Raw genomic sequence first — 22,484 nt, 5'->3', positions numbered from 1 at the left:
GCTGCGCGGTGTCGTGCCTCTGGACACGGAACTCGCGCAGCTACCGCCGCAAGAAATGACAGAAAGCGCCGCCCAGAGGCAGGCCGTCTTTGGGATTATGACTTTGGTCCAATATGCAACGCGGGCGGCGATTGCGGTCAGGCTTTGAGTGCCTCGATCAGGCCGACGGCGGCCATCATGTCGCGCTTGCGGGCCGAGCGGCGGGCGACAGCTTCCGCGTCATGGCCCCAGTGCTCGGCCTGCCAGTCCTCGTCGACATGGCCGGCAGTCCAGGCGGCGTCGCCGTCGATCTCGCCGAAATCGACGGCCAGAGCCAGCAGAGCCGATCCCGTCAGCGACGTCATGACGTGGATGGCCGCCAGCCGTAATGGATCGGCGCGCTGGGCAAGATGGACACCGAGCACCGCGATGCTCTCGCGCGGCTGCTCGACATGAATCACCCCTTCGGCGAGGTGAAACCGGGCGCCAAGCGCGCTCCGCGCCCAGTCGATGATGGGATCCCAATGTTCGTTCTGCCGGTCGACCAGCCCTTGTGGAGCGTCGGCGCGATAGCAGAGCAGATCGGACGAGGCGAAGCGCAGGATGTCCTCCAGCACCGCTTGCGGGTCGCTGGCGACGCCGTCGATGGCCGTATTGACCAGACGCATGACCGGCATCGTCACCGGGTCGATAGTCTCACCTTGCGCAGCGAACTCGTCGGCGACCAGAGCGGCCGCTTTTTCGGTCGGCAGGACCAGCAGCGCCTTGCCCGGCGTGCGGACCGGCTTGCCATCGAGATGAACGGCAAAACCATCTTCGGCCGGTGCGACCGAAACGGCTTTGTAGAAGCGTTTCGGCAAGTGCGTCTTCATCTGGATTTGGGCACGGCGCACCGGATCCGGATCGGAAAGCTGCTTTCCCGCTTCGAGGTCGTTGAGGATATCGCGCATGCCGGAGCCTTTCATCCGGGGATCTGTTTTCGGGCTGGCCGGTTCACGATGATCAGGCCGGCTGCGATGAGGCCGAGTGCCAGGAAAATACGAACGCTCAGCGGCTCGTTCAAGAAGATGGCGCCGCACAGAACGCCGAACACCGGCGACAGGAAGGTGAAGCTCGAGAGACCCGATGCCGGATAGCGCCTGATCAGCCAGAACCACAGCACATAGGTGAACGCAACGATGTAGACCGCCTGGAAAAGCAGGGCCAAGGTCGGCAAGGCGGCGAAGTCGCGGACGGGCGGCCCGGCGAAAGGCAGCACCAAGGCGCCTACCACGGCAGCGCCGGCCAGTTGGTAGAGCAGCAATTTTTCGGCGCTCGTTTCCGCCAATTTCGTCCGCTTGATGACGATGTAGGTCAAGGCCCAGAGAATGCCGGCGCCGAGACTGAGCAGATCACCGGTCAGTGTCGAACCATTGTCGGCGCTCAGCTGGTCGGAGAACACCGCTACCAATCCGGCGAAAGCGAGCAGAAGGCCGACGAGCCGGCGCACGGTGATGCGTTCGCCTAGCAGGAAATGCCCGCCGACCAGCACCCAGAACGGCATGGTATTGACCAGCAAGGTGTTGCGCGCGACGGTCGTCTGTTCGAGCCCGACATAGAGAAACAGGAACTCGAGACCAAAAAGCGCGCCTGCCAGAATACCGGCGACAAGCGTTCCGTCGCGGGTAAAAAGCACAATGCCGCGCCAGCGGCACCAGATGAGAACGCATAGCCCGCCAATGACCGACCGTGCGATCGACAGGAAAACGGGATCGTAGCCGGCATAGGAGATCTTGGCGGCGACATAGTTCAGCCCCCAGGAAAAGGTCAGCCCGACCATGATGGCGGCGGCCGCCATGTCGACCGTGTCGCGGCGGTCGAGCGTATCCGTGGCGATACCCACAGGCCCTAGTCCTCTGCGCTTGCGTCGTCGAAGCCGATCAGGTTCCAGCTCTGGCGCATATGCGGCGGCATCGGTGCGGTGACGTCGATAAAACCCTTGTCGGGATGCGGGATGACGATGCGGCGCGCGTGCAGATGCAAGCGGTTCTGCATGCCGCCGGGAAAATCCCAATTGGTGTCGGCCTCGAAATATTTGGGGTCACCGATGATCGGGCAGCCGATGTGAGCGGCATGGACGCGAAGCTGATGGGTGCGGCCGGTATAGGGCTCCATCTCCAGCCAGGTCATCGTCTGCGCCGCCTGCTCGATAATACGGTAGTAAGACACCGCATGGTCGGCGCCCTTTTCGCCATGTTTGGCGACGCGCACGCGGTCGCCGTCCGGCGTCGGCTCCTTGATCAGCCAGGTCGAGATCTTGTCCTCGCGCTTCGGCGGCACGCCCTTGACCAGCGCCCAATAGGTCTTCTTGGTCTCACGCGCCCGGAACGCCTCGGCGAGCTTCATGGCGGCGAGCCTGGTGCGGGCGACGACCAGCACGCCTGACGTGTCGCGGTCGAGCCGATGCACCAGGCGTGGTTTCTCGCCCTTCTGGCTGCGCCAGGCTTCCAGCATGTCGTCGACATTGCGGGTGACGCCCGAGCCACCCTGAACGGCAAGGCCGGCCGGCTTGTTGAAGACGAAGACTTTCGGATCTTCATGGATCAGCATCTTGGCCAGGACGTCGGCGTCGCCCTGGTTGCGGATCGAGTGACCAGTGAGCGCGCTTTCACCCTTCTTGTCCACTTCGAGCGGCGGGATGCGGACCATCTGGCCGGGCTCGACGCGGGTATCGGCCTTCACCCTGCCGCCATCGACACGGATCTGGCCGGAACGCAGCAGTTTTTGCAGATGGCCGAAGCCAAGGCCCGGAAAATGGGTCTTGAACCAGCGGTCGAGCCGCATGCCCGCCTCGCCGGCCTCCACCGTGATCTGTTCAACGCCTGCCATTGTCTCGTTTTACCCGTTTCTAGCGCATGACCTGAAATCGATTTTCGGAAAGGGTCGTGCGCAAAATCAAAATGCTACAGCGTCCTTGCGCGTCCTAAGGGACGCGAGGTGCTGCAAGCGGGGGCAATAGCATTAAGGCAGGCTTCTTGCGAGCCAAAGACCCAGAAACAGGGCAATGATCGCGCCAATGAGGCTGGCAAGGGCATATCCGAACGCCGGCAGCGTCGCGCCACGCTCCCACAGCGTCGCAAAATCGAGCGAAAAGGCGGAGAAAGTGGTGAAGCCGCCGAGGATGCCGGTGGCAACGAACAGCCGAAGCTCGTTCGATCCGCCGTAGCGCCGCGCCAGGGTCGTGATGAACAGGCCCATGGCAAAGGAGCCGACGATGTTGATCGCCATCGTGCCCCAGGGAAAACTCGGGCCGACAAGACGCAGCGCAACGAAATTGGCGACGTGGCGCAGCCCCGCACCAATAGCGCCGCCCGCGGCAACAAGCAGGAGATTAATCATCGCCGTCTACTGCCCCTACAGGGCGGCCTCGGTCAATCCCTGCTGCTCAGCGTGCGGCGCCGTCCCGAGCGGAAAACCGTGCGAGGCTACTTTTTCCGCTCGCCGCGCAGCTTCGCCCAATAGTCGAGCCGTTTCCTGATATCGCGTTCAAAGCCGCGCTCGGGCGGATCATAGAATGTGTGGCGGCCCATCTTTTCCGGAAAATAATCCTGTCCGGAAAAAGCGTCCGGCTCGTCGTGGTCATAACGGTAGCCTGCGCCGTAATCTTCTTCCTTCATCAGCTTGGTCGGCGCGTTGAGGATGTGTTTGGGCGGCAGCAGCGAGCCGAACTCCTTCGCCGCCTGTGTGGCGGCCGTGAAGGCGGTGTAGACGGCGTTGGATTTGGGCGCGCTGGCGAGATAGACGGCAGCCTCGGCGAAGGCGAGCTCCCCCTCTGGCGAGCCCAGATAGTCGTAGGCATCCTTGGCGGCATTGGCGATGACCAGCGCCTGCGGGTCGGCCAGCCCGATATCCTCCATCGCCATGCGCACCAGCCGGCGGCCGAGATAGAGCGGATCCTCACCGGCGTCGAACATGCGGGCGAGATAATAGAGGGCGGCGTCCGGGTCGGAGCCGCGCACCGATTTGTGCAGCGCCGAAATCAGATTGTAGTGGCCGTCCTGGCCCTTGTCGTAGATCGGCGCGCGGCGCTGGACGATGCGCTGCAGGCCCTCGGCGCCGAACACCTCGCTTGACTTGGCGGCGCGCCAGACCTCTTCGGCCAGCGTCAGCGCCGCGCGACCATCGCCATCGCTCATGCGGACGAGCATCGCCCTCGCCTCGTCGTCGAGCGGCAGCTCCCTGCCCTCGGTCTCCTCCGCCCGCGCCAGCAGCTTGGCGATGCTGTCCTCACCGAGCGAATGGAAGACCAGCACGCGGGCGCGGGACAACAGCGCGGCATTCAGCTCGAAGGACGGGTTCTCGGTGGTGGCGCCAACCAGCACGACAGTGCCATCTTCCATCACAGGCAGAAAACTGTCCTGCTGGGCGCGGTTGAAGCGATGGATCTCGTCGACGAAAAGCAGCGTCTGACGGCCATTGGTGCGACGCAGCTTCGCCGTCTCGAACACTTTTTTCAAATCGGCGACGCCGGAAAACACCGCCGATATCTGCTCGAAGGCAAGGCTGGTTTCGCCGGCAAGCAACCGCGCGACGGTAGTCTTGCCCGTCCCCGGCGGCCCCCAGAAGATCATCGAGCCGAGCGAGCCTGAGCCGATGAGCCGCGTCAGTGCGCCGTCAGGCCCGGTCAGATGCTCCTGGCCAACGACCTCGGCAAGGTTCTTCGGGCGCAGTCGGTCGGCCAGCGGCCTGCCGGGCGGCGCTTTTTCCGGTTCATCGACACTGAACAGATCGGCCATGCACTTCTTTTCGTTGGAGCGCGATCTCGTCCGAAGGATCGAGTTCGGGCTTAGTAACGCAACACCTGGCGCAGTATCTGCCCGCCGCGCTCGACGGTAAAGCGCCACCAGCGAGTCTCCTGCATGGATGCCTGTTCCAGGGTCGCTGCGGTATCGATGGTCAAGCCATTGACCTCGCGAACGATGTCGCCCGGCTGGAAGCCGAAGCCGGCTGCGGGTGAGCCACGATTGATGTCGATCACGGTAACGCCCTTGGCATCCGTGCGCATGCCTAGCCGCTGAGCGAGCCGAGGCGACAGTTCAGCAACCTTGGCACCGGAAAACGGGCTGCGGCCGCGCAGCGTCACTTCCGCAAGTTTTGCACCTTCCGGAGCGCGCTGCAGCGCGATGTCCATCGTCGCTTGCTGGCCTTTGCTCAGCACGGCGAAGCTGGCACTGGTGCCGATCGACAGCGTCGCCATCCGGTAATCCAGCGCCTCGATACTCTCGACCGGCGTGCCGTTGAGCGACAACACGACGTCACCGGCCTTGAGCCCCGCCGTGGCCGCCGGCCCTGCTGCTTCGACAGACGAGACCAGCGCGCCGGTCGAGGTCTCCATGCCGAGCGATTCGGCGATCTGCGGCGTCACGCGCTCGAATTCGGCGCCGATATAGGGCCGCTCGAAGAAGTCGCGCCCGGCCTTGGCCGCATCGGCAAAAGCGCGAACCATGTTGGAAGGAATAGCAAAGCCGATGCCGATCGAGCCGCCGCTACGGCTGTAGATCGCCGTGTTGATGCCGACGAGCTGGCCGCCCATGTTGATCAGCGCGCCGCCGGAGTTGCCGGGATTGATCGCGGCGTCGGTCTGGATGAAGAAGCTGGAATCGGAAACGCCGATGTGGCTGCGGGCAAGCGCCGAAACAATGCCGCTGGTTGTGGTCTGGCCGACACCGAAGGGATTGCCGATGGCCAGCAACAGGTCGCCAACCTCGAGCGCATCGGAATCACCGATGGCGACGACCGGAAATGGCTTGTCGGCGGAGATCTTGAGCACAGCGAGGTCAAGCGTCTCGTCCTTGAGCAGCACCTTGCTGTCGAATTCACGCCCGTCCGCGGTAGCGACCTTGACCTGATCGGCATCCTTGATGACGTGGAAATTGGTGACCACTATGCCCGTCGGATCGACCAGCACGCCGGAGCCGAGCGAGGACTGCGCACGCGGCTGCGAACGGCCGAAGAACTCTTCGAAGAACGGATCGCCGTCGAAGGGCGATCTCATCTTGGCCGTTTGCGAGGCATAGACATTGACCACGGCCGGCGCCGTCTGCTTGACCAGCGGCGCGAAGGACAGTTGCACCTCCTCGCGGCCGAATGGCACGCGCTTGTCTGGACCGGAGGTGGCATTTTCGCCTTCGGCGCCGCGCAGCAGGTCGGTCAGCACATCGGACAGGCCGGGATCGGCTTTGGTGTCCTGCGCCAGCGCCTGCCTGGCCGCCGGCACGACTGCCAGCGCCATCAAGGCGCAGAGTAGAACAAGGGACAGCCGTTTTACGTGCATTCCGAATCCTCCGGGTCGGGCGCCATTGTCCCGACGATTGTGCAAAATGAAAGGCTAAGGCGCTGAAATCCGATTATTTTGGGCGGAAAGGCATGAGCTGAGCCAAGAAGTCGCAGCAAATGCTCCTTGCCGCTTCCGGAATGCGAAAAGGGGCCCGCAGGCCCCTTAAACTCACTCAGGAGAAACCGAAGCTTATGCAGCTGCGGCTTCCTCGTCGGTGCCTTCGGCCTCGATGCGGGCACGGTCGCCGGCGCCTTTGGCCGAGGTGTCGCGATCGACGAACTCGATGACCGCCATGGCGGCATTGTCACCGTGGCGGAAGCCCGCCTTCATGATGCGCAGATAACCGCCGTTGCGGGTGGCGTAGCGCGGCGCGATCGTGTCGAACAGACGCTTGACGACGCCTTCATTGCCGATCTGGGCAATCACCTGACGGCGGGCATGCAGATCACCGCGCTTGCCGAGCGTCACCAGCTTCTCGACGATCGGACGCAGATCCTTCGCCTTCGGCAATGTGGTGAGGATCTGCTCATGCTCGATGAGCGATACGGCAAGGTTGGCAAACATCGATTTGCGATGGCTTATGCTGCGGGCGAACCGGCGGCCTTTAAATCCGTGGCGCATGGCTCTTCTCCTTCATTCCGGGTTCAAGAGGCCACAGCCTCAGTTGGTTAGCCGCATGATCTTGCCCGAAAAGTCTGCAACTTTTCGGGATCATGCTCAATATTGATCTTCGTAACGCTTGGCGAGGTCTTCGATGTTTTCCGGCGGCCAATCCGGCACTTCCATGCCGAGGTGCAGGCCCATCGCCGCCAAGACTTCCTTGATCTCGTTCAGCGACTTGCGGCCGAAGTTCGGGGTGCGCAGCATCTCGGCTTCGGTCTTCTGGATCAGGTCGCCGATATAGACGATGTTGTCGTTCTTCAGGCAGTTGGCCGAACGCACCGAAAGCTCGAGCTCGTCGACCTTCTTGAGCAGCGCCGGGTTGAAGGCAAGCTCGGTCACCTGCTCGGCGGCGACTTCCTTCTGCGGCTCGTCGAAATTGACGAACAGGCCAAGCTGATCCTGCAGGATGCGAGCGGCGAAAGCCACCGCGTCCTCGCCCGAGATCGAACCGTCGGTGTCGATCGTCATGGTCAGCTTGTCATAGTCGAGAACCTGGCCCTCGCGGGTGTTCTCGACCTTGTAGGAAACCTTCTTGACCGGCGAGTAGAGGCTGTCGACCGGGATGAGGCCGATCGGCGCGTCTTCGGCGCGATTGCGGTCGGCCGGAACGTAGCCCTTGCCGGTATCGACGGTGAACTCCATGCGGATTTCAGCGCCTTCGTCCAGCGTGCAGATGACGTGGTCGGGGTTGAGGATCTCGACGTCGCCGACCGTCTGGATGTCGCCGGCGAGAACGGCGCCCGGTCCCTGCTTGCGCACGACCATGCGCTTGGGGCCGTCGCCTTCCATGCGGATGGCGATTTCCTTGATGTTCAAGACGATGTCGGTCACGTCCTCGCGCACGCCGGCGATGGACGAGAATTCATGCAGAACGCCGTCGATCTGCACGGCGGTCACAGCCGCGCCACGCAACGAAGACAGAAGCACGCGACGCAGCGCATTGCCGAGGGTAAGACCAAAGCCGCGCTCGAGCGGCTCGGCGACCAGCGTGGTCAGCGTCTTCTTCTTCGACGAAAACTCGATCTTGTTCGGCTTGATCAGTTCCTGCCAATTTTTCTGGATCATAATACTTTCCTTCCGTTGACCCGCCACCATCCAATCGTGGCGGGCGACCTGGAATGCCGTGGAGGAACGCAACTGGGCGTTCGCGCGGCGTTCGGTAATTTCCTAAAGCGCGTCGCGCTTTAGGTCTCTGTTTTTATGCATGTCGTTGCCCCAAAACCGCTGCGCACTTTTGGGCGACATGCTTTAGACGCGGCGCTTCTTGCGCGGGCGGCAGCCATTGTGCGGGATCGGCGTCACATCACGGATCGAGGTGATGGTGAAGCCGGCTGCCTGCAGCGCGCGCAGCGCCGATTCACGACCGGAGCCGGGTCCGCAGACCTCGACCTCGAGCATGCGCATGCCGTGTTCCTGGGCCTTCTTGGCGACGTCTTCGGCAGCCATCTGGGCAGCGAACGGCGTCGACTTGCGAGACCCCTTGAAGCCCTGGGCTCCCGCCGACGACCAGGCAATCGAATTGCCCTGCGCGTCGGTGATGGTGATCATCGTGTTGTTGAAGGTCGAGTTGACGTGGGCAACGCCCGACGAGATATTCTTGCGTTCGCGACGGCGAACACGTGTGGCTTCCTTGGCCATGATGGTCCTTTCAGTTGATCTCTACACCGCCGTAATGCCAGCGGCTCCACCTTGCTAAGGGAGTAGGGGAATAGGGCAGTAGGGAGTATGTCTGGCCGCAGACGAACCGCGCCGCATTACATACTGCCTTACTGCCCTACTCCCATATTCCCCTAAATTACTTCTTCTTGCCGGCGATCGACTTGGCCGGGCCCTTGCGGGTGCGCGCATTGGTGTGCGTGCGCTGGCCGCGAACCGGCAGCGAGCGGCGATGACGCAGGCCGCGATAGCAGCCGAGGTCCATGAGCCGCTTGATGTTCATCGACACTTCGCGGCGCAGATCGCCCTCGACCTGATAGTCGCGGTCGATCGTCTCGCGGATCTGCAGCACTTCCGCGTCGGTCAGCTGGTTGACGCGGCGCTCGGCCGGGATGCCGACCTTGTCGACGATCTCCTGGGCGAAGTTCTTGCCAATGCCGTGAATGTACTGAAGCGCAATGACGACGCGCTTGTTGGTCGGAATGTTAACGCCAGCTATACGAGCCATGTTCTTCTCTTCTCCATGTGGGCCGGACAAGCCGGCGCTATCAAAGTTGCCCCGCGTCCGGTGGAGGCCGGCCCATGCGGGAGTTTCCAGTTCAAAGCGGCTGCCTTGCCCTTGCGGGCAAGCAAGCCTCATGCCTGATAGGAAGACGGGCCGCCATACCCCAGCGAGCCGCTCCAGTCAAGCGTAATCGTTTATTTTCCGTTTGCCGCCCCTTGGGTCGCGGCCGCGAGCACCACTTCGATCTGTTGCGTCACCGCATCAATGTCGGCCATTCCGTCGACACCTCTCAGCTTGCCCTTGGCATAGTAGTAGCCGATCAGCGGCGACGTTTTCTTGTAGTACTCCCTCAGGCGCTCTTCGAACACCGCCGGATTGTCGTCTTTGCGTACCGGCAGACCCGCGGCCTTGGCCTGTTCGGCGCGCTTGCCGATTCGACCAACCAGTGCCTTGTCGTCGACGACGAGTTCGATGACAGCGTCGAGCGTGAGGCCGCGATCCGAGAGCATCGATTCAACCGCGTCCGCTTGCACCAAGGTTCGCGGGTATCCGTCAAGGATGAATCCCCCGGCGCAATCGGCCTGATCGATCCGCTCGGCCACGATGGCGTTGACGATGGCGTCGGAGACCAGTTCGCCCGCGTCCATCACCGCCTTGGCGCGTTTGCCGACATCGGTGCCGGCCTGGACAGCAGCGCGCAGCATATCGCCCGTGGAGAGTTGGGGTATGCCGTATTTTTCTACCAGTCTTTGTGCTTGCGTCCCCTTGCCCGCCCCTGGCGGTCCAAGCAATATCAACCTCATCTGGCCTTTTTCCCCCCGCGCAGCTTCGACTTCTTGATCAGGCCCTCATACTGATGCGCGATCAGGTGACCCTGAATCTGCGCCACCGTATCGAGCGTTACACTGACCACGATCAGAAGCGATGTGCCACCGAGGTAGAATGGTACGCCAGTCGCTGAAATCAGGAACTCGGGCAGCAAACACACCAGCACCAGATAGATGGCGCCGACGACGGTGATGCGGGTGAGAACATAGTCGATGTAATCGGCCGTGCGCTCGCCCGGACGGTAGCCCGGAATGAAACCCGAATGCTTCTTGAGCTGGTCGGCGGTGTCCTTCGGGTTGAAGACGATCGCCGTATAGAAGAAGGCGAAAAACACGATCATCGCCGCATAGAACGCCATGTAGAGCGGCTGGCCATGGCCGAGTGCCGCGAGCACGGTGCTGGCCCAGGCTGGCATGTTGGTGGTCTGCGAGAAGCCTGCGACCGTCGCCGGCAGCAACAGCAGCGAAGAGGCGAAGATCGGCGGAATGACGCCGGCCGTGTTGAGCTTGAGCGGCAGGTGCGAGGTGTCGCCCTGGAACATGCGGTTGCCGACCTGGCGCTTCGGATACTGGATCAGCAAGCGCCGCTGGGCGCGCTCGAAGAACACGATCAGCGCGATGACGACGACGGCGAGAACGATGATCGCCAGGATCAGGCCAGTCGACAGCGCGCCGGTGCGGCCAAGTTCCAGCGTGCCGGAGATGGCTTGCGGCAGGCCGGCGACGATGCCGGAAAAGATGATCAGCGAAATGCCGTTGCCGATGCCGCGGGCAGTGATCTGCTCGCCGAGCCACATCAGGAACATGGTGCCGCCAACCAGCGTGATGACCGTCGAGACGCGGAAGAACATGCCCGGATCGCTGACGATGCCGTTGCCGCCTTCCAGTCCGACTGAAATGCCATAGGCCTGGACCAGCGCCAAAAGCACGGTGCCGTAGCGCGTGTACTGGTTGATGACCTTGCGGCCCTGCTCGCCTTCCTTCTTCAGCGCTTCCAGCGACGGGATGACGGAGGTCATCAGCTGCATGATGATGGAAGCGGAGATATAGGGCATGATGCCGAGGGCAAAGATCGCCATGCGCTCCACGGCGCCGCCGGCGAACATGTTGAACATGCCGAGCACGCCCTTGCTCTGCGACGAGAAGGCCTGGGCGAAAGCGTCGGGATTGATGCCGGGCAGCGGGATATAGGTGCCGAGGCGGTAGACGAGCAGCGCACCGATGGTGAACCAGATGCGCTTCTTCAGATCCTCCGCCTTGGCGAAGGCCGAGAAATTCAGATTCGAGGCTAGTTGTTCAGCAGCCGAAGCCATGCCTGATTCTCCGCTTGGTCACGCTCGATGGCCCGCAACTCAGGCGGCGCGTGTCACCGAAGCTCACGAGATAAGCTCCGGACTGCAAACATGCAAGCGGCCGCGTTGACGCGGCCGCCATATTGGTCGGATCAAAGCGCAATCAAAAGCGAAACGTATCCCACTCTTGCCGATCGCGCTTCAAATCGACGTTACTCGGCGGCTGCCTTTTCCGGCAGCTTCACCGAACCGCCGGCCTTTTCGATCTTCTCGATGGCAGCCTTGGAGGCGCCGGCCACGTCGAAGGCGAGTTTCGACTTGATGTCGCCGTCGGAGAGGATGCGCACGCCGTCCTTGACGCGGCGAATGACGCCGGCAGCGACCAGCGCTTCGGCCGTCACAGTCGTCTTGGCGTCGAGCTTCTTGGCGTCGAGCGCGGCCTGGATGCGGGCCAGCGACACGACAGTGAAGCTCTTGGCGAAGATGTTGTTGAAGCCACGCTTCGGCAGACGCCGGTAGAGCGGCATCTGGCCGCCCTCGAAGCCGTTGATGGCGACGCCGGAGCGCGCCTTCTGACCCTTGACGCCGCGACCGGCGGTCTTGCCCGAGCCGGAACCGATGCCGCGGCCGAGACGCTTCTTGGAATGCGTCGCGCCGTCCTTGTCACGCAGATCGTTGAGTTTCATCTGAGTTCTCCTGCGCTCTGGCTCAGCCCTCGTCCACGACGCGGACGAGATGCTGGACGGCAGCGATCATGCCGCGCACGGAGGGGGTGTCCTCCAGCGTGCGCTGCTTGTGCATCTTGTTGAGGCCGAGGCCGACCAGCGTCGCGCGCTGCTCCTTCGGCCGGCGGATCGGCGAACCGATCTGCTCGACGGTGATGGTCTTGGTTGCTTTCTTGGCCATGGTCAAAATCCCTGGTCAGATCGACTATTCTTCGGCCGCAACGGCGGTGCCGCGGCGGGCCTGAAGGGTCGAATACTTGATGCCGCGCGCAGCGGCCACATCTTTGGGATGCATCTGGCTCTTCAGCGCGTCGAAGGTGGCGCGAACCATGTTGTACGGGTTCGACGAACCCATCGACTTGGCAACCACGTCATGCATGCCTAGCGTCTCGAAGACGGCGCGCATCGGCCCGCCGGCGATGATGCCGGTACCCTGCTTGGCAGCGCGCAGCAGAACGCGTCCGGCTCCCCAACGTCCCTCGACGTCGTGGTGCAGCGTACGGCCCGAGCGCAGCGGCACGAAGATCATGTCGCGCTTGGCCGATTCGGTCGCCTTGCGGATCGCCTCAGGCACTTCGCGCGCCTTGCCATGACCGAAGCCGACGCGGCCCTTCTGGTCGCCGACGACGACGAGTGCTGCAAAGCCGAAGCGCCGGCCGCCCTTGACGACCTTGGCGACGCGGTTGATGTGGACGAGCTTGTCCACCATGCCGTCGTCGCGCTCTTCGCGATCACGGCCGCGGCCGCCATCCCTACGTTCCTGTGCCATATCCTGTTCCTTGTTTTTTTCCGGAAGCACGGTTGATGATGATATCCGGTTCCCTCTGTGGGGTTGCCGGGGGCGAAACTTTTTAGAAGCTCAAGCCGCCTTCACGGGCAGCCTCGGCCAGTGCCTTGACGCGGCCGTGATAGATGTACGGTCCGCGGTCGAAGACAACTTCCTTGACGCCGGCCTTCGAAGCGCGCTCGGCAATCAACTTGCCGATTGCCACAGCGGCGGCAGTGTCGGCACCGGTCTTGAGCGAACCCTTGAGGTCCTTCTCCAGCGTCGAGGCGGCAGCGATGGTGTGGCCCTTGGCGTCGTCGATGACCTGCACGTAGATGTTCTTCGACGTGCGGTGGACCGACAGGCGCGGACGCTCGCCTGCGACCTTCTTGATCTGGCGGCGGACGCGCTGAGCGCGGCGTTGGGTGGATTCTTTCGAGCCCATGATATCAGTTCCTTGCCTTCAAAAAACGGGGGCAACCCTGTGCGGTAGGACAAGCCTCCCGCGACCGCTCCCCGCGGCGTTGAAATTACTTCTTCTTGCCTTCCTTGCGGACGATCTTCTCGCCAGCGTAACGAACGCCCTTGCCCTTGTACGGCTCGGGACCGCGATATTCGCGGATCTCGGCAGCAACCTGGCCGACCTTCTGCTTGTCGATGCCGGTCACGGTGATTTCCGTCGGCTTCGGCACGGTGATCGTGATGTCCTGCGGCGTTTCGTAGACGACGTCATGGCTGAAGCCGAGCGCAAGCTGCAGGTTCTTGCCCTGCATGGCGGCGCGATAGCCGACGCCGGTGATCTCGAGCTTCTTTTCGAAACCGTCCTTGACGCCCTGCAGGATGTTGACGATCTGCGTGCGCGACATACCCCATTTGGAGCGGGCGGTCTTGGTCTGGTCGCGCGGCTGGACAGCGATCTCGCTGCCTTCCATCTTGACCAGCACTTCGTCGTTCACCACGAACTTCAGCTCACCCTTGGGGCCCTTCGCCGTGACGGTCTGGCCGTCAACGGTCGCGGTCACGCCCTGCGGCAGCGAAACGGGTTTCTTTCCAATACGAGACATTTTGTTGTCCTCGTCACTTCTCTTGTTTCAGGTCTCTATTTTCGAGCGAGATCTTGCCCGAAAACCGGTAACCACTTTTCGGGATCTCGCTGCCAGATCAGAAGATCTGGCAGAGGATTTCCCCGCCGACATTCTGTTCACGCGCTTCGTGGTCGGCCATCACGCCCTTCGGCGTCGAAAGGATGGCGATGCCGAGGCCGTTGGCGACGTGCGGGATCGACTTCGCCGAAACGTAGACGCGACGGCCCGGCTTCGAGACGCGGGCGATTTCGCGCACGACCGGCGCACCGTCGAAATACTTCAGCTCGATCTCGATTTCGGACTTGCCGTTGTCGAAGTCGGTCTGGCTGTAGTCGCGGATATAGCCTTCCGCCTTCAGCACGTCGAGGACGCGGGTACGCAGGCGCGAAGCCGGCGTCGAAACGCTCGACTTCTTGCGGCCATAGGCGTTGCGGATGCGGGTCAGCATATCGCCGAGAGGATCGCTCAATGACATGTTATGTCCTCCTTACCAGCTCGACTTGACCAGGCCCGGGATCTGGCCGTTATTGCCGAGATCCCGAAGCGCGATGCGCGATACTTTGAGCTTGCGATAGTAGGCACGCGGACGTCCGGTGACTTCGCAGCGGTTGCGGATGCGGATCTTGGCCGAGTTGCGCGGCAGTGCCGCAAGCTTCAGCTGAGCGCGGAAGCGCTCTTCCATCGGCTTGGACTGATCCATGATGATCGCCTTGAGGGCCTTACGCTTGGCAGCGTACTGGTCCACAAGCTTGCGGCGCCTGTTGTTCTTCTCGACTGAGCTGGTCTTTGCCATTTCAGATTTTTTCCTTTTCTCGCTGCCGTTACTGGCGGAAGGGGAAGTTGAAGGCCTTGAGCAATGCCCTGGCTTCGTCGTCCGTCTTCGCAGTCGTACAAACGATGACGTCCATGCCCCAGATCTGATCAACCTTGTCGTAGTTGATCTCCGGGAACACGATGTGTTCCTTGATGCCCATGGCATAGTTGCCACGGCCATCGAAGCTCTTCGGATTGAGCCCGCGGAAGTCGCGGACGCGCGGCAGCGCGATGTTCACGAGGCGGTCGAGGAACTCGTACATGCGTTCCTTGCGCAGCGTGACCTTGGCGCCGATCGGCATCTTTTCGCGGACCTTGAAGCCGGCGATCGAATTGCGGGCGTGGGTGACGACGGCCTTCTGGCCGGCGATCATCGCAAGATCTTCCGCAGCGATCGAAGGCTTCTTCGAATCGCCGGTGGCTTCGCCGACGCCCATGTTCAGCACGATCTTGTCGATGCGCGGAACCTGCATCTCGTTCTCGTAGCCGAACTGCTCCTGCAGCGCCTTGCGAATGGTCTCGTTGTAGACCTGCTTGAGGCGCGGCGTGTTCTGAGCAGTCGCCTGCTTGGTTTGAGACTTAGCCATTGATGACTTCTCCCGAGCGCTTGGCGACGCGCACCTTCTTGCCGTCCTTCTGGAAGATGAAACCGACGCGGGTCGGCTTGCCATCCTTGGGGTCGGCCAGCGCGATGTTCGACAGCTGGATCGGCGCTTCCTTGGTGATGATCCCGCCCTCTTGGGACTGGGACTGCTTCTGGTGACGACGGATCATGTTGACGCCGCGCACCAGCGCGGTGTCTTCCTTCGGCTGTACCGAGAGGACTTCGCCCGAACGGCCCTTGTCCTTGCCGGCCAGCACGACGACCTTGTCGCCTTTTCTAATCTTCTGCATTGGTCCGGCTCCTTACAGCACTTCAGGCGCGAGCGAGATGATCTTCATGTGGTTCTTGGCGCGGAGTTCGCGCGGAACCGGTCCGAAGATACGCGTGCCGATTGGCTCTTTCTTGTTGTCGACGAGAACGGCCGCGTTCTTGTCGAAACGGATCACGCTGCCGTCCGGGCGGCGGATGTCCTTGGCCGTGCGAACCACGACCGCCTTCATCACATCGCCCTTCTTGACGCGGCCGCGCGGGATGGCTTCCTTGATCGACACCACGATGATGTCGCCCACGGAAGCGTATTTCCGCTTCGAGCCGCCCAGCACCTTGATGCACATGACACGACGAGCGCCGGAATTATCCGCGACGTCGAGGTTTGTTTGCATCTGAATCATGACTGGCCGCCTTCTTCTCTTCTAACGGGACGGGCTCAAAGCCCCTCCCCGGTCTGTCCAAAATTCGTTGTTTACGCCTGGTCCGAAGACACTACGGTCCAGCGCTTGTCCTTGGAAATCGGCTTCGATTCCTGGATGAACACCTGATCGCCGACCTTGTGGGCGTTGTTCTCGTCGTGCGCCTTGTACTTCTTGGTCATGCGCACGGTCTTCTTCATCACGGGATGCGTGAAGCGCCGTTCGACCTTGACGACAACCGTCTTCTCGTTCTTGTCGCTGACGACGGTGCCCTGCAGAATGCGCTTTGGCATGGTTTTCGTCCTTAAGCCTTCTTAGCCGCGGATTTTTCCGCAGCGATGGTCTTGATACGCGCAATGTCCTTACGGACCTGCCTCACGCGAGCGGTCTTCTCGAGCTGGCCGGTGGCCTTCTGGAAGCGCAGGTTGAACTGCTCCTTCTTCAGGCTGGCCAGATCGTCGGTCAGCTGGTCCTGGGTCTTGGTCCGGATGTCTTCGGCTTTCATGATCAGCCCGTCCTTATTCTGCGATGCGCTGTACGAAGCGCGTCCTGACCGAGAGCTTGGCCGCGCCGAGACGCAGCGCCTCACGGGCGGTTTCCTCATTGACGCCGTCGATCTCGAACATGATACGGCCGGGCTTGACGCGCGCCGCCCAGTAATCGACCGCGCCCTTGCCCTTGCCCATGCGGACTTCGGTCGGCTTCGACGTCACCGGCACGTCCGGAAAGATACGGATCCAGACGCGGCCGGCGCGCTTCATCTCACGAGTGATCGCGCGGCGGGCCGCCTCGATCTCGCGCGCGGTGACGCGGTTCGGCTCAAGCGCCTTCAGCCCGAAACCGCCGAAATCCAGATTGGTGCCACCCTTGGCGGCACCATGGATACGACCCTTGAACTGCTTGCGGAACTTTGTGCGCTTTGGCTGCAGCATCGTTCTAACTCCAAATTCTCAACTGTCTCAGGCGTTTTCGCGACGGCGACCGCGTTCGCGCTCACCACCACCGCCATGCGCATGATCGCCCTCGGTCGCGCGGCGCTCCGAAGCCATCGGGTCGTGCTCGAGGATTTCGCCCTTGAACACCCAGACCTTGACGCCGCAGATGCCGTAGGCGGTGTGCGCCTCGGCCGTGCCGTAGTCGACGTCGGCGCGCAGCGTATGCAGCGGCACGCGACCTTCGCGGTACCATTCCATGCGCGCGATCTCGGCGCCGCCGAGACGGCCTGCGCAGTTGATGCGGATGCCTTCGGCACCGAGGCGCATCGCAGACTGCACGGCGCGCTTCATGGCGCGGCGGAACGCAATGCGGCGCTCGAGCTGCTGGGCGATCGACTGGGCGACCAGCGTCGCGTCAATCTCGGGCTTGCGCACCTCGACGATGTTCAAATGCGTCTCAGACTTCGTCATCTCCATCAGCTTCTTGCGAAGCTTTTCGATGTCGGCGCCCTTCTTGCCGATGATCAGGCCCGGACGCGCCGCATGGATGGTGACGCGGCACTTCTTGTGCGGACGCTCGATCACGACCTTCGAAATCGCAGCCTGCTTGAGTTCCTTCTCAAGGTACTTGCGGATCTTGATGTCCTCATGCAGCAGCTTGCCGTACTCGCCGGTGTTCGCGAACCAGCGCGAATCCCAGGTGCGGTTGATGCCGAGACGCAGACCGATCGGATTGACTTTCTGGCCCATTATGCGGCCTCCCCTTTTTCTTCGACTTCACGAACGACGATCGTGAGGTGCGAGAACGGCTTCTCGATACGGCTGGCGCGACCACGGCCACGGGCATGGAACCGCTTCATGACGATCGACTTGCCGACATAGGCTTCCGCCACGATCAGCGCATCGACGTCGAGGTCGTGGTTGTTTTCCGCGTTGGCGATCGCCGATTCCAGCGTCTTCTTGACCGTGCCGGAAATCCGCTTGGCCGAGAATTCGAGATCGGAAAGCGCTGTCGCGACCTTCTTGCCGCGGATCAGCGCGGCAACGAGGTTCAGCTTCTGCGGGCTGATACGGATCGTGCGCAACACGGCGCGCGCTTCGTTGTCAGCAAGCCTGCGCGGAGCTTTGGCCTTGCCCATGATTATTTCCTCTTCGCCTTCTTATCCGCGCCATGACCGTAATAGGTCCGGGTCGGAGCGAATTCACCGAACTTGTGGCCGACCATGTCCTCGTTCACCGAAACGGGAACGTGCTTCTGGCCGTTGTAGACACCGAAGGTGAAGCCGACGAACTGCGGCAGGATGGTGGAGCGACGGCTCCACATCTTGATCACCTCATTGCGACCACCTTCACGAACCTTGTCCACCTTCTTGAGAAGGTAGCCGTCAATGAAGGGGCCTTTCCAAATCGAACGAGTCACTTGGCGTTACCTCTTCTTAGCTCTTGCGCTGATGGCGCGAGCGCAGGATGAACTTGTCGGTCGCCTTATTGGACCGCGTCTTCTTGCCCTTGGTCGGCTTGCCCCAAGGCGAAACCGGATGGCGGCCACCCGAGGTGCGGCCTTCGCCGCCGCCATGCGGATGGTCGACCGGGTTCATGGTCACGCCGCGGTTGTGCGGACGTTTTCCCCGCCACACCGTGCGACCTGCCTTGCCGTCATTGATGTTGCCGTGGTCCGGGTTGGACACGGCGCCGACAGTGGCCATGCACGAGCCGTGGACGACACGCTGCTCACCCGAATTCAGGCGCAGGATCGCCATGCCCTGGTCACGGCCGACGAGCTGGGCATAACCGCCAGCCGAACGGGCAACCTGGGCGCCCTTGCCCGGCTTCAGCTCGATGTTGTGGACGATCGTGCCGACCGGCATCGAGGCCAGCGGCATCGCATTGCCCGGCTTCACGTCGACCGCTTCGCCGGCCACGATCTTGTCGCCGGCAGCAAGGCGCTGCGGAGCGATGATGTAGGACAGCTCGCCATCGTCATACTTGATCAGCGCGATGAAGGCGCTGCGGTTCGGATCGTATTCGATACGCTCGACCGTGCCGACAACGTCGAACTTGCGGCGCTTGAAGTCGATGATGCGGTACGTGCGCTTGTGACCGCCGCCGATGAAGCGGGCCGTAATGCGGCCGTAATTGTTGCGGCCGCCCGACTTGGTCAGGCCTTCGGTCAGGCCCTTGACGGGCTTGCCCTTATAGAGGCCCGAGCGATCGACGATGACCAGCTGGCGGGTGCTCGGCGTTATCGGGTTGAATTTTTTCAGTGCCATGTTTGTTGTCCTCGCGGTCTTGCTCAGAGACCCGTCGCGACGTCGATCGACTGGCCGTCGGCCAGCGTCACAATCGCCTTCTTGACGTCGCTCTGGCGGCCGATCGTGCCGCGGAAGCGCTTGATCTTGCCCTTGCGGACAAGCGTGTTCACGGCCATCACCTTGACGCCGAACAGCGCTTCGACGGCGGCCTTGATTTCCGGCTTCGACGCCTTCTTGGCGACGTTGAAGACGACCTGGTTCTGCTCGGAAGCCATGGTCGACTTTTCGGTGATCGCCGGCGAGACGATCACGTCGTAGTGACGAAGGTCGGTCATTTGAAGCGCTCCTCGAGAGCCTCGACGGCGGCCTTCGAGAGGACCAGCGTGCCGCGGCGCAGAATGTCGTAGACGTTGATGCCCTGGATGGGCAGCACGTCGATGTTCGGGATGTTCGTCGCCGCCAGCTTGAAGTTCTTATCGAGCTCGGCGCCGCCGATCAGCAGGGCGTTGGACAGGCCCAGCGTCGCGAAATTCGCGATCAGCGCCTTGGTCTTGGCCTCAGTCATCATCAACTCGTCGATAATGATGAGCGATGCGCTCTTGGCCTTGGCCGAAAGAGCATGCTTGAGGCCCAGCGCACGCACCTTCTTCGGCAAATCGTGCTCGTGGCTGCGGACGACCGGACCGTGGGCCTTGCCGCCGCCGCGGAACTGCGGAGCGCGTGCCGAATGGTGGCGGGCGCGGCCCGTACCCTTCTGCTTGTACATCTTGGCGCCGGTCCGAGCGATCTCGGCGCGACCCTTGGTCTTGTGCGTGCCCTGCTGCTTCTTGGCAAGCTGCCAGCGCACGACGCGCTGCAGAATGTCCTCGCGCGGATCAAGGCCGAAAATCTCCTCGGAGAGTTTCACCTTGCCGGCGTCTTTGCCGCCAAGCGTTGTGATCTTGAGGTCCATTATTCCGCTCCCTCTGTGGCCGGGGCATCTACTGTGGCCGGGGCATCGTTCTTGGCGCCATCATTGATCGCAATGGCGCGGATTGCGGCGGGCTTCGGCGCATTGGCCGGCAGCGCAACCTTGGCCGCGTCGCGGACCAGGATCCAGGCACCCTTCGAACCGGGAACCGCGCCGCGGATCAGGATCAGACCGCGATCGGCATCGGTCGAGACGACCTCGACATTCTGCGTTGTGACGCGGGTGTCACCCATGTGGCCAGCCATATGCTTGCCCTTGAACACCTTGCCCGGATCCTGGCGCTGGCCGGTCGAGCCGTGCGTACGGTGCGAGACCGAGTTGCCGTGGGTCGCGCGGCCACCGCCCATGTGGTGCCGCTTGATAACGCCCTGGAAACCCTTGCCGATCGTGGTTCCCGTCACATCGACCTTCTGGCCGGCGACGAAATGATCGACGGTGATCTCGGCGCCGACATCGATCATGTTGTCGGCGGAGACACGGAATTCGGCAACCTTGGCCTTCGGCTCGACGGAAGCGGTCGCGAAATGGCCGCGCATCGCCTTCGACGTGTTCTTCACCTTGGCAAGGCCAACGCCGAGCTGGACGGCGGTATAGCCGTTCTTCTCCTGCGTGCGCTGCGCCACGACCTGGCAGTTCTCCATCTGGAGAACAGTGACGGGAACATGTTCCCCGGCATCGTTGTAGATGCGGGTCATTCCCACCTTCTTTGCAATCACACCTGAACGCATCGGTTCAATTCCTTTAGAGTTCCCTGTCGGGGCTGTCGCCCCTCCACGCCTCTTGTTCCTTCAGAGTTCCGGGTCGCCCCGCCCCTCTGGTTCCTTAGAGCTTGATCTCGACGTCGACACCGGCGGCAAGATCGAGCTTCATCAAAGCGTCGACCGTCTGCGGGGTCGGGTCAACGATATCGAGCAGACGCTTGTGCGTGCGCATCTCGAACTGCTCGCGGCTCTTCTTGTCGACGTGAGGCGACCGGTTGACCGTGAACTTTTCGATCCGCGTCGGCAGCGGAATGGGGCCGCGGACGTTGGCGCCGGTGCGCTTGGCCGTCGACACGATTTCCCGCGTCGAGGCGTCAAGCACCCGGTGATCAAACGCCTTCAGGCGGATGCGGATATTCTGTCCGTTCATGCGTCACTTCCTTGTTCTGGCGCGGCGCGGGCAGCGCCCGCGACAGATCGGTTTAAGTCCAAATTACTCTTTGATGGTGACGACGATGCCGGCACCGACGGTGCGGCCGCCTTCACGGATGGCGAAGCGCAGCTTCTCTTCCATGGCGATCGGCACGATCAGCTCGACATCGACCGTGATGTTGTCGCCGGGCATCACCATCTCGGTGCCTTCCGGCAGCGACACGATGCCGGTCACGTCGGTCGTGCGGAAATAGAACTGCGGACGGTAGTTGGTGAAGAACGGCGTGTGACGGCCACCTTCATCCTTGGTCAGGATGTAGGCTTCGGCCACGAACTTCTTGTGCGGCTTGACCGTGCCCGGCTTGGCCAGAACCTGGCCGCGCTCGACACCTTCACGGTCGACACCGCGCAGCAGCGCGCCGATGTTGTCGCCGGCCTGGCCCTGGTCGAGCAGCTTGCGGAACATCTCGACGCCCGTGCAGGTCGTCTTGGTCGTCGGACGGATGCCGATGATCTCCAGCTCCTCGCCGACCTTGACCACGCCGCGCTCGACGCGACCGGTCACAACCGTGCCGCGGCCCGAGATCGAGAACACGTCCTCGATCGGCATCAGGAACGGCTTGTCCAGCGGACGAACCGGCGTCGGGATGTAGTCGTCGACCGCAGCCATCAATTCGCGGATCGCGTCCTCGCCGATCTTCTTGTCGGAATCTTCCAGAGCCGCAAGCGCCGAGCCCTTGACGATCGGAATGTCGTCGCCGGGGAACTCGTTCTTGGTCAACAGCTCACGCACCTCGAGCTCGACCAGCTCGAGCAGCTCGGCGTCGTCGACTTGGTCGACCTTGTTCAAAAACACCACGATCGACGGCACGCCGACCTGACGGGCCAGCAGAATGTGCTCGCGGGTCTGCGGCATCGGGCCGTCGGCGGCCGACACAACCAGGATCGCGCCGTCCATCTGCGCAGCGCCGGTGATCATGTTCTTCACATAGTCGGCGTGGCCGGGGCAGTCGACATGGGCGTAGTGGCGGGCAGCCGTCTCGTATTCGACATGCGCCGTCGAGATGGTGATGCCGCGCGCCTTCTCCTCGGGTGCCGCATCAATCTGGTCGTAGCGCTTGTATTCGCCAAAATACTTGGTGATCGCCGCCGTCAACGACGTCTTGCCATGATCGACGTGGCCAATCGTGCCAATGTTCACATGAGGCTTTGTACGCTCGAATTTACCTTTTGCCATGTGATGTCTCCATTCCTGCTCGCCCGTGCGGGCTTTG

Annotated in this window: 34 protein-coding genes; all 34 read right to left on the bottom strand. The window is 62.3% G+C overall.

The window, feature by feature from the left end:
- Nucleotides 1-137: 137 nt before the first annotated feature.
- Nucleotides 138-929, bottom strand: coding sequence for an ATP12 family chaperone protein (locus RPG13_RS19820; RefSeq protein ID WP_128286165.1), 792 nt, complete (start codon nucleotides 927-929; stop codon nucleotides 138-140).
- An 11-nt stretch (nucleotides 930-940) separates the two neighbouring features.
- On the bottom strand, nucleotides 941-1,816 hold the full coding sequence (locus RPG13_RS19815) for a DMT family transporter (RefSeq protein WP_292504014.1): 876 nt from the start codon (nucleotides 1,814-1,816) through the stop codon (nucleotides 941-943).
- 50 nt (nucleotides 1,817-1,866) lie between these two features.
- The gene (locus RPG13_RS19810) at nucleotides 1,867-2,847 is read right to left on the bottom strand and encodes an RluA family pseudouridine synthase (protein ID WP_095488574.1); all 981 of its coding nucleotides are present in this window, start codon (nucleotides 2,845-2,847) and stop codon (nucleotides 1,867-1,869) included.
- Between the two features lie 132 nt (nucleotides 2,848-2,979).
- The gene (gene crcB / locus RPG13_RS19805) at nucleotides 2,980-3,357 is read right to left on the bottom strand and encodes a fluoride efflux transporter CrcB (RefSeq protein WP_029352249.1); all 378 of its coding nucleotides are present in this window, start codon (nucleotides 3,355-3,357) and stop codon (nucleotides 2,980-2,982) included.
- A gap of 86 nt (nucleotides 3,358-3,443) precedes the next feature.
- Nucleotides 3,444-4,754, bottom strand: a complete 1,311-nt coding sequence (locus RPG13_RS19800) for a replication-associated recombination protein A (protein ID WP_337125770.1) — start codon at nucleotides 4,752-4,754, stop codon at nucleotides 3,444-3,446.
- A 50-nt stretch (nucleotides 4,755-4,804) separates the two neighbouring features.
- Nucleotides 4,805-6,292: a DegQ family serine endoprotease gene (locus RPG13_RS19795; protein ID WP_127205467.1), complete on the bottom strand. Its 1,488-nt coding sequence runs from the start codon at nucleotides 6,290-6,292 to the stop codon at nucleotides 4,805-4,807.
- A 192-nt stretch (nucleotides 6,293-6,484) separates the two neighbouring features.
- The gene (gene rplQ / locus RPG13_RS19790; RefSeq protein WP_023799277.1) at nucleotides 6,485-6,916 is read right to left on the bottom strand and encodes a 50S ribosomal protein L17; all 432 of its coding nucleotides are present in this window, start codon (nucleotides 6,914-6,916) and stop codon (nucleotides 6,485-6,487) included.
- A 96-nt stretch (nucleotides 6,917-7,012) separates the two neighbouring features.
- Nucleotides 7,013-8,023, bottom strand: coding sequence for a DNA-directed RNA polymerase subunit alpha (locus tag RPG13_RS19785; RefSeq protein WP_023799278.1), 1,011 nt, complete (start codon nucleotides 8,021-8,023; stop codon nucleotides 7,013-7,015).
- A 183-nt stretch (nucleotides 8,024-8,206) separates the two neighbouring features.
- Nucleotides 8,207-8,596 carry a 30S ribosomal protein S11 gene (gene rpsK / locus RPG13_RS19780; protein ID WP_023799279.1) on the bottom strand — a complete coding sequence of 130 codons (390 nt, stop codon included), beginning with the start codon at nucleotides 8,594-8,596 and terminating at the stop codon, nucleotides 8,207-8,209.
- 157 nt (nucleotides 8,597-8,753) lie between these two features.
- Nucleotides 8,754-9,122, bottom strand: a complete 369-nt coding sequence (gene rpsM, locus RPG13_RS19775) for a 30S ribosomal protein S13 (RefSeq protein ID WP_029352234.1) — start codon at nucleotides 9,120-9,122, stop codon at nucleotides 8,754-8,756.
- A 191-nt stretch (nucleotides 9,123-9,313) separates the two neighbouring features.
- Nucleotides 9,314-9,922, bottom strand: coding sequence for an adenylate kinase (locus RPG13_RS19770; RefSeq protein ID WP_127205468.1), 609 nt, complete (start codon nucleotides 9,920-9,922; stop codon nucleotides 9,314-9,316).
- Nucleotides 9,919-11,259 carry a preprotein translocase subunit SecY gene (gene secY, locus RPG13_RS19765; RefSeq protein ID WP_095488570.1) on the bottom strand — a complete coding sequence of 447 codons (1,341 nt, stop codon included), beginning with the start codon at nucleotides 11,257-11,259 and terminating at the stop codon, nucleotides 9,919-9,921. The genes RPG13_RS19770 and secY overlap by 4 nt, the downstream gene beginning before the upstream one ends.
- A gap of 191 nt (nucleotides 11,260-11,450) precedes the next feature.
- Nucleotides 11,451-11,924, bottom strand: a complete 474-nt coding sequence (gene rplO, locus RPG13_RS19760; RefSeq protein ID WP_095488569.1) for a 50S ribosomal protein L15 — start codon at nucleotides 11,922-11,924, stop codon at nucleotides 11,451-11,453.
- Nucleotides 11,925-11,946: 22 nt separating this feature from the next.
- Nucleotides 11,947-12,144 carry a 50S ribosomal protein L30 gene (gene rpmD / locus RPG13_RS19755; RefSeq protein WP_006205449.1) on the bottom strand — a complete coding sequence of 66 codons (198 nt, stop codon included), beginning with the start codon at nucleotides 12,142-12,144 and terminating at the stop codon, nucleotides 11,947-11,949.
- A 24-nt stretch (nucleotides 12,145-12,168) separates the two neighbouring features.
- Nucleotides 12,169-12,732 (bottom strand): 30S ribosomal protein S5, encoded by a 564-nt coding sequence (rpsE, locus tag RPG13_RS19750; RefSeq protein ID WP_006333394.1) that lies wholly within the window; start codon nucleotides 12,730-12,732, stop codon nucleotides 12,169-12,171.
- 82 nt (nucleotides 12,733-12,814) lie between these two features.
- Nucleotides 12,815-13,174: a 50S ribosomal protein L18 gene (gene rplR, locus RPG13_RS19745; RefSeq protein WP_029352225.1), complete on the bottom strand. Its 360-nt coding sequence runs from the start codon at nucleotides 13,172-13,174 to the stop codon at nucleotides 12,815-12,817.
- 85 nt (nucleotides 13,175-13,259) lie between these two features.
- A complete protein-coding gene (gene rplF / locus RPG13_RS19740) occupies nucleotides 13,260-13,793 on the bottom strand; it encodes a 50S ribosomal protein L6 (RefSeq protein ID WP_023799285.1) in 534 nt (177 codons plus the stop codon).
- A 97-nt stretch (nucleotides 13,794-13,890) separates the two neighbouring features.
- A complete protein-coding gene (gene rpsH / locus RPG13_RS19735) occupies nucleotides 13,891-14,289 on the bottom strand; it encodes a 30S ribosomal protein S8 (protein ID WP_006205453.1) in 399 nt (132 codons plus the stop codon).
- Between the two features lie 12 nt (nucleotides 14,290-14,301).
- Entirely contained in the window at nucleotides 14,302-14,607 is a 306-nt protein-coding gene (rpsN, locus tag RPG13_RS19730; RefSeq protein WP_029352223.1) for a 30S ribosomal protein S14, read from the bottom strand.
- Between the two features lie 28 nt (nucleotides 14,608-14,635).
- Complete coding sequence (gene rplE, locus RPG13_RS19725) at nucleotides 14,636-15,214, bottom strand: 50S ribosomal protein L5 (RefSeq protein WP_095488568.1); 579 nt, start codon at nucleotides 15,212-15,214, stop codon at nucleotides 14,636-14,638.
- Complete coding sequence (gene rplX / locus RPG13_RS19720) at nucleotides 15,207-15,521, bottom strand: 50S ribosomal protein L24 (RefSeq protein ID WP_013531428.1); 315 nt, start codon at nucleotides 15,519-15,521, stop codon at nucleotides 15,207-15,209. The genes rplE and rplX overlap by 8 nt, the downstream gene beginning before the upstream one ends.
- Nucleotides 15,522-15,533: 12 nt before the next feature.
- Nucleotides 15,534-15,902, bottom strand: coding sequence for a 50S ribosomal protein L14 (gene rplN / locus RPG13_RS19715; protein ID WP_006205457.1), 369 nt, complete (start codon nucleotides 15,900-15,902; stop codon nucleotides 15,534-15,536).
- Nucleotides 15,903-15,973: 71 nt separating this feature from the next.
- The gene (gene rpsQ / locus RPG13_RS19710) at nucleotides 15,974-16,213 is read right to left on the bottom strand and encodes a 30S ribosomal protein S17 (RefSeq protein ID WP_023799288.1); all 240 of its coding nucleotides are present in this window, start codon (nucleotides 16,211-16,213) and stop codon (nucleotides 15,974-15,976) included.
- Between the two features lie 11 nt (nucleotides 16,214-16,224).
- The gene (rpmC, locus tag RPG13_RS19705; RefSeq protein ID WP_006205459.1) at nucleotides 16,225-16,425 is read right to left on the bottom strand and encodes a 50S ribosomal protein L29; all 201 of its coding nucleotides are present in this window, start codon (nucleotides 16,423-16,425) and stop codon (nucleotides 16,225-16,227) included.
- A 13-nt stretch (nucleotides 16,426-16,438) separates the two neighbouring features.
- Nucleotides 16,439-16,852: a 50S ribosomal protein L16 gene (gene rplP, locus RPG13_RS19700; RefSeq protein ID WP_023799290.1), complete on the bottom strand. Its 414-nt coding sequence runs from the start codon at nucleotides 16,850-16,852 to the stop codon at nucleotides 16,439-16,441.
- A gap of 27 nt (nucleotides 16,853-16,879) precedes the next feature.
- Nucleotides 16,880-17,605 (bottom strand): 30S ribosomal protein S3, encoded by a 726-nt coding sequence (gene rpsC / locus RPG13_RS19695; protein ID WP_095488567.1) that lies wholly within the window; start codon nucleotides 17,603-17,605, stop codon nucleotides 16,880-16,882.
- Complete coding sequence (rplV, locus tag RPG13_RS19690; RefSeq protein WP_006205462.1) at nucleotides 17,605-17,994, bottom strand: 50S ribosomal protein L22; 390 nt, start codon at nucleotides 17,992-17,994, stop codon at nucleotides 17,605-17,607. Before rplV ends, rpsC begins: the two co-directional genes overlap by 1 nt.
- A 2-nt stretch (nucleotides 17,995-17,996) precedes the next feature.
- Complete coding sequence (rpsS, locus tag RPG13_RS19685; protein ID WP_006205463.1) at nucleotides 17,997-18,275, bottom strand: 30S ribosomal protein S19; 279 nt, start codon at nucleotides 18,273-18,275, stop codon at nucleotides 17,997-17,999.
- Between the two features lie 16 nt (nucleotides 18,276-18,291).
- Nucleotides 18,292-19,125 (bottom strand): 50S ribosomal protein L2, encoded by an 834-nt coding sequence (gene rplB, locus RPG13_RS19680; protein ID WP_095488566.1) that lies wholly within the window; start codon nucleotides 19,123-19,125, stop codon nucleotides 18,292-18,294.
- A gap of 23 nt (nucleotides 19,126-19,148) precedes the next feature.
- On the bottom strand, nucleotides 19,149-19,442 hold the full coding sequence (locus RPG13_RS19675; protein ID WP_010909275.1) for a 50S ribosomal protein L23: 294 nt from the start codon (nucleotides 19,440-19,442) through the stop codon (nucleotides 19,149-19,151).
- Nucleotides 19,439-20,059, bottom strand: coding sequence for a 50S ribosomal protein L4 (gene rplD, locus RPG13_RS19670; RefSeq protein ID WP_126106700.1), 621 nt, complete (start codon nucleotides 20,057-20,059; stop codon nucleotides 19,439-19,441). The genes RPG13_RS19675 and rplD overlap by 4 nt, the downstream gene beginning before the upstream one ends.
- The gene (gene rplC, locus RPG13_RS19665; RefSeq protein ID WP_292226629.1) at nucleotides 20,059-20,805 is read right to left on the bottom strand and encodes a 50S ribosomal protein L3; all 747 of its coding nucleotides are present in this window, start codon (nucleotides 20,803-20,805) and stop codon (nucleotides 20,059-20,061) included. Before rplC ends, rplD begins: the two co-directional genes overlap by 1 nt.
- Before the next feature lie 94 nt (nucleotides 20,806-20,899).
- Complete coding sequence (rpsJ, locus tag RPG13_RS19660) at nucleotides 20,900-21,208, bottom strand: 30S ribosomal protein S10 (protein WP_006205468.1); 309 nt, start codon at nucleotides 21,206-21,208, stop codon at nucleotides 20,900-20,902.
- Nucleotides 21,209-21,271: 63 nt separating this feature from the next.
- On the bottom strand, nucleotides 21,272-22,447 hold the full coding sequence (gene tuf, locus RPG13_RS19655) for an elongation factor Tu (protein ID WP_126106702.1): 1,176 nt from the start codon (nucleotides 22,445-22,447) through the stop codon (nucleotides 21,272-21,274).
- Nucleotides 22,448-22,484 lie beyond the last annotated feature (37 nt).

This window comes from Mesorhizobium sp. ISC15, assembly GCF_037162615.1.
Classification (GTDB): Bacteria; Pseudomonadota; Alphaproteobacteria; order Rhizobiales; family Rhizobiaceae; genus Mesorhizobium; species Mesorhizobium mediterraneum.
Note: the sequence above shows the minus strand (reverse complement) of the source record. Positions and strands in the feature narration are given on the sequence as shown.

Excerpts from the sequence above, each read along its gene's own strand:
- RPG13_RS19795 (WP_127205467.1), bottom strand. The coding sequence starts at position 6,292 with ATGCACGTAAAACGGCTGTCCCTTGTTCTACTCTGCGCCTTGATGGCG.
- rpsN (WP_029352223.1), bottom strand. The coding sequence starts at position 14,607 with ATGGCAAAGACCAGCTCAGTCGAGAAGAACAACAGGCGCCGCAAGCTT.
- RPG13_RS19820 (WP_128286165.1), bottom strand. The coding sequence starts at position 929 with ATGCGCGATATCCTCAACGACCTCGAAGCGGGAAAGCAGCTTTCCGAT.
- RPG13_RS19770 (WP_127205468.1), bottom strand. The coding sequence starts at position 9,922 with ATGAGGTTGATATTGCTTGGACCGCCAGGGGCGGGCAAGGGGACGCAA.
- rplF (WP_023799285.1), bottom strand. The coding sequence starts at position 13,793 with ATGTCTCGTATTGGAAAGAAACCCGTTTCGCTGCCGCAGGGCGTGACC.
- rplO (WP_095488569.1), bottom strand. The coding sequence starts at position 11,924 with ATGAAACTCAACGATCTGCGTGACAAGGACGGCGCGACGCATTCCAAG.
- rpsC (WP_095488567.1), bottom strand. The coding sequence starts at position 17,605 with ATGGGCCAGAAAGTCAATCCGATCGGTCTGCGTCTCGGCATCAACCGC.
- RPG13_RS19675 (WP_010909275.1), bottom strand. The coding sequence starts at position 19,442 with ATGACCGACCTTCGTCACTACGACGTGATCGTCTCGCCGGCGATCACC.
- rpsE (WP_006333394.1), bottom strand. The coding sequence starts at position 12,732 with ATGGCACAGGAACGTAGGGATGGCGGCCGCGGCCGTGATCGCGAAGAG.
- RPG13_RS19800 (WP_337125770.1), bottom strand. The coding sequence starts at position 4,754 with ATGGCCGATCTGTTCAGTGTCGATGAACCGGAAAAAGCGCCGCCCGGC.
- rplX (WP_013531428.1), bottom strand. The coding sequence starts at position 15,521 with ATGCAGAAGATTAGAAAAGGCGACAAGGTCGTCGTGCTGGCCGGCAAG.
- rplC (WP_292226629.1), bottom strand. The coding sequence starts at position 20,805 with ATGCGTTCAGGTGTGATTGCAAAGAAGGTGGGAATGACCCGCATCTAC.
- rplP (WP_023799290.1), bottom strand. The coding sequence starts at position 16,852 with ATGCTGCAGCCAAAGCGCACAAAGTTCCGCAAGCAGTTCAAGGGTCGT.
- tuf (WP_126106702.1), bottom strand. The coding sequence starts at position 22,447 with ATGGCAAAAGGTAAATTCGAGCGTACAAAGCCTCATGTGAACATTGGC.
- rpsQ (WP_023799288.1), bottom strand. The coding sequence starts at position 16,213 with ATGCCAAAGCGCATTCTGCAGGGCACCGTCGTCAGCGACAAGAACGAG.
- rplN (WP_006205457.1), bottom strand. The coding sequence starts at position 15,902 with ATGATTCAGATGCAAACAAACCTCGACGTCGCGGATAATTCCGGCGCT.
- rplQ (WP_023799277.1), bottom strand. The coding sequence starts at position 6,916 with ATGCGCCACGGATTTAAAGGCCGCCGGTTCGCCCGCAGCATAAGCCAT.
- secY (WP_095488570.1), bottom strand. The coding sequence starts at position 11,259 with ATGGCTTCGGCTGCTGAACAACTAGCCTCGAATCTGAATTTCTCGGCC.
- rplE (WP_095488568.1), bottom strand. The coding sequence starts at position 15,214 with ATGGCTAAGTCTCAAACCAAGCAGGCGACTGCTCAGAACACGCCGCGC.
- rplV (WP_006205462.1), bottom strand. The coding sequence starts at position 17,994 with ATGGGCAAGGCCAAAGCTCCGCGCAGGCTTGCTGACAACGAAGCGCGC.
- rpsH (WP_006205453.1), bottom strand. The coding sequence starts at position 14,289 with ATGTCATTGAGCGATCCTCTCGGCGATATGCTGACCCGCATCCGCAAC.
- rplR (WP_029352225.1), bottom strand. The coding sequence starts at position 13,174 with ATGGGCTCGAAAGAATCCACCCAACGCCGCGCTCAGCGCGTCCGCCGC.
- rpsJ (WP_006205468.1), bottom strand. The coding sequence starts at position 21,208 with ATGAACGGACAGAATATCCGCATCCGCCTGAAGGCGTTTGATCACCGG.
- rpmC (WP_006205459.1), bottom strand. The coding sequence starts at position 16,425 with ATGAAAGCCGAAGACATCCGGACCAAGACCCAGGACCAGCTGACCGAC.
- crcB (WP_029352249.1), bottom strand. The coding sequence starts at position 3,357 with ATGATTAATCTCCTGCTTGTTGCCGCGGGCGGCGCTATTGGTGCGGGG.
- RPG13_RS19785 (WP_023799278.1), bottom strand. The coding sequence starts at position 8,023 with ATGATCCAGAAAAATTGGCAGGAACTGATCAAGCCGAACAAGATCGAG.
- RPG13_RS19810 (WP_095488574.1), bottom strand. The coding sequence starts at position 2,847 with ATGGCAGGCGTTGAACAGATCACGGTGGAGGCCGGCGAGGCGGGCATG.
- rpmD (WP_006205449.1), bottom strand. The coding sequence starts at position 12,144 with ATGGCCAAGAAAGCAACCAAGACCATCACCGTCGAGCAGATCGGTTCG.
- rpsK (WP_023799279.1), bottom strand. The coding sequence starts at position 8,596 with ATGGCCAAGGAAGCCACACGTGTTCGCCGTCGCGAACGCAAGAATATC.
- rplD (WP_126106700.1), bottom strand. The coding sequence starts at position 20,059 with ATGGACCTCAAGATCACAACGCTTGGCGGCAAAGACGCCGGCAAGGTG.
- RPG13_RS19815 (WP_292504014.1), bottom strand. The coding sequence starts at position 1,816 with ATGGCGGCCGCCGCCATCATGGTCGGGCTGACCTTTTCCTGGGGGCTG.
- rplB (WP_095488566.1), bottom strand. The coding sequence starts at position 19,125 with ATGGCACTGAAAAAATTCAACCCGATAACGCCGAGCACCCGCCAGCTG.
- rpsM (WP_029352234.1), bottom strand. The coding sequence starts at position 9,122 with ATGGCTCGTATAGCTGGCGTTAACATTCCGACCAACAAGCGCGTCGTC.